This is a genomic window from Mesorhizobium sp. M2A.F.Ca.ET.037.01.1.1 (genome assembly GCF_003998075.1).
Classification (GTDB): domain Bacteria; phylum Pseudomonadota; class Alphaproteobacteria; order Rhizobiales; family Rhizobiaceae; genus Mesorhizobium.
In genome coordinates this window covers 1-4676 of the sequence record NZ_RZSA01000521.1, presented here as the reverse complement: position 1 = coordinate 4676, position 4676 = coordinate 1, and the positions used below count along the sequence as shown (strand labels likewise).

The window sequence follows — 4676 nt, the reverse complement described above, 5'->3', positions numbered from 1 at the left end:
GTGAACGAGACGCGCCGTGCGATGCATCCAATCCGGCGTTCATTTGTTATTGTCGGCCGTCTCGCATCCGAAAGGGCACATCCAGCGGAGAACCAGCATGAGCACCGACATCAGCAAGATACGCGGACATATGGAAGTGATCGGCGCCGATGGCGTCCATATCGGCACCGTCGACAAGGTCGAGGGCGACCGGATCAAGCTGACCAAGGCCGACAGCGGCATGGGCTCGCACAAGGGCCATCATCATTACATTTCGCTCGCCCTGGTCGCGGAGATCGACGGCGAGAAGGTCTGGCTTTCCGCGAATTCCGATGTCGCCGTCACCTTCGAGGAAGAGAAATCCGATCCGACCTGATCGGCGCCAACCCGATCAGCGCGACGCCCATACCGGGAATAGGTCGCCGTCGGCTGGCGTCGCGGCATGGACGCCGCGGCTGATAGCCCGCGCCATGGTCGCGCCGGCCGCCGCGAACAGGTCGATCGCGGCATCGGCGCCGAGCTCGATGCCGCTCCTGCCGGTCGCCAGGGCGAACACCAGATCGCCGTCCGCCGGCGTATGGGTCGGCCAGATGGCGCGGGCGAAGCCGTCATGCGCTGAAATCGCCAGCCGCTTGGCGGCGGCTTTGGTCAACACGGCGTCGGTGGCGATAACGGCGATGGTGGTGCTGCCGGCTTCCCCATGTCCGCCGACACGCCGATCGCGGTATTTCAGCAGGATCTTCCTGGCGTCTTTTGGCAGTGGATCGGGGTAGCCCAGGCCGCCGAATTCGTCGCCGATCTCGAAGGGCGCTGACCAGAAATGGCGGCTGCCGCCAACCGTCACCGAGCCGGTGGGATTGACGGCGGCAAGTGCGCCGATGGTGACGCCGCTGTCGAGCACGGTCGAGGCTGAGCCCAGACCGCCCTTCAGCCAGGAGGTCAACGCGCCGGTGCCGGCTCCGGCCGTACCGATGGCGAAATCGGCGATTGCCGCTGCACGGCCTCATAGCCGAGCTCGCGATAGGGCGGATAACGGCCCCAATCCTTGTCGCCGCCATTGCGCAGGTCGAACAGGATCGCGGCCGGCACGATCGGCACGCGGAAGCCGCCGACCTCGACGCCGATGTTCTTCTCGCGCAGCGCCGCCTGCACGCCTGAGGCGGCGTCGAGGCCGAAGGCCGAGCCCCCGGACAGGACGACGGCATGGATCGTCACGATCGAATTCTGAGGCTCCAGCAGGTCGGTCTCGCGCGTGCCCGGCGCGCCGCCCAGCACCTGGACGCCAGCCACGGCAGGTTCGTCGCACAGCACCACCGTGACGCCGGATTTCAGCCTTGCGTCGCTGGCATTGCCCACGCGGAGGCCCGCAACGTCGGTGATCAGATTGCGCGGTCCGGTGTGGAACATCAGTTATCCTCCAGCGGCACGAAATGCGTGCCGTCGAAGCGGAAGACGCGGAACGGGTTCTGGCTGAGGTCGCCCGTGTCGTCGAAGCGGATGGTGCCGATCGCGGTCGTGAAATCATGGCCGGTCAGCGCTTCGCCGAGCGGTTTCCCCGAGCTTTCCGCATCGGCAGTCGCGGCCTTGGCGATCTCGACCGCCGCATAGGACGGCAGCGTGTAGCCGTCCGGCACGATGTTTTTTGCGCCGAGGGCCTGCACGATCCTGGGGTCGGCGACTTCCGACCATTCCGGCGGCGCGATCATCAGCGTGCCGGCGGCGTAAGGCACATCGCCAGGCGGCGTGCGCAGGTTCTCGCCGCCGGCAAAGGTGATGCCGGCCCCGAGGGAGGCGGCGTCACGGCCCATGATGGCGACATCGTCGCCGTCGCCGCCGGCAAACACCTTTGTCGCGCCTGCCTTCTTCAGCCGGCCGACCAACCCTATCTGGTTGTCGAGCTGCGGCCTGAACGTGTCGGTGAATACCGGCTTCAAGGCTGCCTGTTCGGCCGCGGCGCGAAAAGTCTCGGCCATCTCGCGGCCATAGATGGTGCCGTCATCGATTATGGCGAACAGCTCGTCGCGCCACAGCCGGGTGAGCTTGGCGGCTACCGCATTGCGCTCATCATCGCCGCGCGGGCCGAGCCGGTAGACCGGCCAGCCGGTCTTGGCGCGCCGGTCGGTCAGGCTTTCGGTGCGCACGCCGACCGTGATGACCGGAATGTTGGCGTCCTTCAGGATCGGCAGCGCCGTCTCGATCGCCTCGGTGCAGAGAAAGCCCACCACGATATCGACCTTGGCGTCGACGAATTCCTTTGCCGCCGCGGCGCCGCCATCGGCGGTGCAGGCATCGTCTGCGGTCTTGATCGCAAGGCCGTTCGCCTCCGCCGCCAGGCCGGCACCATTCTCAATCTGCTTGCCCAGGATCGCCGACGGACCGGAAAGCGGTGCCGCAACGCCGACCAGCGTCTCGGCCTCGGCGCTCGCTGCCAGCGACAGCCAGAACAGCACGGCTGATGTCGTCGTGAGAAGACGCATTCGGGCTAAGAGATCCTCCATGCCGGGAATACAATCCCGCACTATTCCAGGAAATGCCTAAAGGCTGGCTAAGCGGTGCGCAACACGCGAATTTGCGGATTGCGGTCAAGCACTTCGCCCGTGATGGATAACTTGTGGCGTGCAATATGCCGCCATATATAACGGGCTTGTTCCGACAGGTGGATTATCGCGTGCTGAAGATCAATGACATCGGGCCGCAGCACTATCGCGATGCGATGGCGCATTTTGCCGGCCATGTGCATGTGGTGACCACGGACGGGCCCGGCGGCAAACGCGGCGCGACGGTGATCGCCGCCTGTTCGGTTTCGGACACGCCGCCGACGGTTCTGGTCTGTCTCAACCGCGAGAACGCCAAGAACGAGGCTTTCATCAAGAACGGCAGGTTCGCGCTCAACACGCTTGCCTCGGACCAGGAAGCCGTCTCGGTGGGCTTTTCCGGTGTCACCGGGTTGCCGGCGGATGAACGCTTTGCGCTGGCCGAGTGGGATGTGATCTCGACCGGCGCGCCGACTCTGAAGGGCGCCCTTGCCGTGTTCGACTGCGAGATCATCGACGCCAAGGATCTTGCCACCCACCGTGTGCTTTTTGGCAAGGTGACAGGCCTGCGCATCGGCGATAATTTGCGGCCGCTGATCTACTATAACCGCGACTATCACGTTCTTTGAAACGTGCAAGCGGGACCCACGGAGACAAGATGACCGCGCCGCGCCCCGCGCCGAAATCGATCGACGAAACGCTCGATCTTTTGACCGCTGCGGACTATGTCGCGGACCGCTCGCTGGCGACCGTGCTGTTTCTTTCACTGCGCATGAAGCGGCCCTTGTTCCTCGAAGGCGAGGCGGGCGTCGGCAAGACCGAGATCGCCAAGGTGCTGGCCGACACCCTCGGCCGCCGGCTGATCCGGTTGCAATGCTATGAGGGGCTCGACGTCTCTTCGGCCGTCTATGAGTGGAATTATGCCGCGCAGATGATCGAGATCCGCATGGAGGAGGCGGCCGGCAAGGTCGTGCGCTCCGACATGGAGCGTAACGTATTCTCCGAAAAATACCTGATCCGCCGCCCGGTGCTCGATGCGCTGACCGGCAAGGCCGGCGCGGCGCCGGTGTTCCTGATCGACGAGCTCGACCGCACCGACGAAGCGTTCGAAGCGTTCCTGCTGGAAATCCTGTCGGATTTCCAGGTTACGGTTCCCGAGCTTGGCACGATCAAGGCGGAAGAGCCGCCGATCGTCATCATCACCACCAACCGCACGCGCGAGATCCACGACGCGCTGAAGCGGCGCTGCCTTTATCACTGGGTCGATTATCCGAACGCCGAGCGCGAGCTGGAGATCGTGCGCCGCAAGGTGCCGCAGGCGAACCGCCGGCTGTCGGCAGAGGTCGTGTCCTTTGTCCAGAAGCTGCGACAGGTCGAGCTGTTCAAGGCGCCAGGCGTCGCCGAAACCATCGACTGGGCCGGCGCGCTCACCGAGCTCGACAAGGTGGCGCTCGACCCGGAGACCGTGTCCGACACGATCGGCGTGCTTTTGAAGTACCAGGATGATATTGCCCGCATCGGTGAGGGCGAGGGCCGGCGCATCCTCAATGAGGTGAAGGCCGAGCTTTCGGCGGCGGAGTAGGGGCGATGCCGTCGCCGCGTCCGGAACCCAAAGAGGCGCGCGCCGATGGGCGCATCGCCGATAATATCGTCTATTTCGCTCGCGCCTTGCGCAAGGCCGGCATGCGCGTCGGGCCGGCCTCGGTGAAGGACGCCATCGAGGCGGTGCTTGCCGCCGGCATCGGCTCGCGCGACGATTTCTACTGGACGCTGCATGCGGTGCTGGTTTCGCGGCACGAGGATCATCCGGTCTTCGACGAGGCCTTCCGCCTGTTCTGGAAATCGCGCGAGCTGATCGAGAAGCTGCTGGCGATGTTTTCACCGGTCGCCCTGGATACAACCGAAAAGCAAAAGCCGCGGGCGGCCGAGAACCGCGTCAGCCAGGCGATGTTCGAAGGCCACCAGAAGAACCAGCCGGCCCGGGAAGTGCCGGAGATCGAGGTCGATGCGCGGCTCACCTTTTCCGGCAATGAAGTGCTGCGCGGCAAGGATTTCGCCCAGATGGACGCCGGCGAAATGGCCGAGGCCAAAAAGGCGATCATGGCCTTGCGGCTGCCCTTTGACCTCGTCCGCACGTGGCGCTTCAGGGCCGACGCGCAGGGG

At 65.0% G+C, this 4676-nt stretch carries 4 protein-coding genes and 2 pseudogenes; 4 read left to right on the top strand and 2 right to left on the bottom strand.

What is annotated here, in order from left to right; translation table 11 throughout:
• Positions 1-97: 97 nt before the first annotated feature.
• The gene (locus tag EOA27_RS23075; RefSeq protein WP_126082499.1) at positions 98-355 is read left to right on the top strand and encodes a DUF2171 domain-containing protein; all 258 of its coding nucleotides are present in this window, start codon (positions 98-100) and stop codon (positions 353-355) included.
• A gap of 15 nt (positions 356-370) precedes the next feature.
• Here the strand turns inward: EOA27_RS23075 and EOA27_RS23070 are convergent.
• Both EOA27_RS23070 and EOA27_RS23065 read right to left on the bottom strand, forming a co-directional pair.
• A pseudogene (locus tag EOA27_RS23070) lies at positions 371-1386 on the bottom strand (P1 family peptidase).
• On the bottom strand, positions 1386-2456 hold the full coding sequence (locus tag EOA27_RS23065) for a branched-chain amino acid ABC transporter substrate-binding protein (RefSeq protein ID WP_126082501.1): 1071 nt from the start codon (positions 2454-2456) through the stop codon (positions 1386-1388). The pseudogene EOA27_RS23070 and the gene EOA27_RS23065 overlap by 1 nt, the downstream one beginning before the upstream one ends.
• A gap of 191 nt (positions 2457-2647) precedes the next feature.
• Here EOA27_RS23065 and EOA27_RS23060 point away from each other — a divergent pair, with 191 nt between their 5' ends.
• The 3 genes and pseudogenes from EOA27_RS23060 to EOA27_RS23050 form a co-directional block, all read left to right on the top strand.
• Entirely contained in the window at positions 2648-3142 is a 495-nt protein-coding gene (locus EOA27_RS23060) for a flavin reductase (RefSeq protein WP_042644630.1), read from the top strand.
• Between the two features lie 29 nt (positions 3143-3171).
• Positions 3172-4095: a MoxR family ATPase gene (locus EOA27_RS23055; protein WP_126082502.1), complete on the top strand. Its 924-nt coding sequence runs from the start codon at positions 3172-3174 to the stop codon at positions 4093-4095.
• A 5-nt stretch (positions 4096-4100) separates the two neighbouring features.
• Positions 4101-4676 (top strand): annotated as a pseudogene (locus EOA27_RS23050) (VWA domain-containing protein); the annotation flags it as partial.

What these genes read in the sequence shown, in the direction of transcription:
- EOA27_RS23075 (WP_126082499.1), top strand. Translation starts at nt 98, where the DNA reads ATGAGCACCGACATCAGCAAGATACGCGGACATATGGAAGTGATCGGC.
- EOA27_RS23065 (WP_126082501.1), bottom strand. Translation starts at nt 2,456, where the DNA reads ATGCGTCTTCTCACGACGACATCAGCCGTGCTGTTCTGGCTGTCGCTG.
- EOA27_RS23055 (WP_126082502.1), top strand. Translation starts at nt 3,172, where the DNA reads ATGACCGCGCCGCGCCCCGCGCCGAAATCGATCGACGAAACGCTCGAT.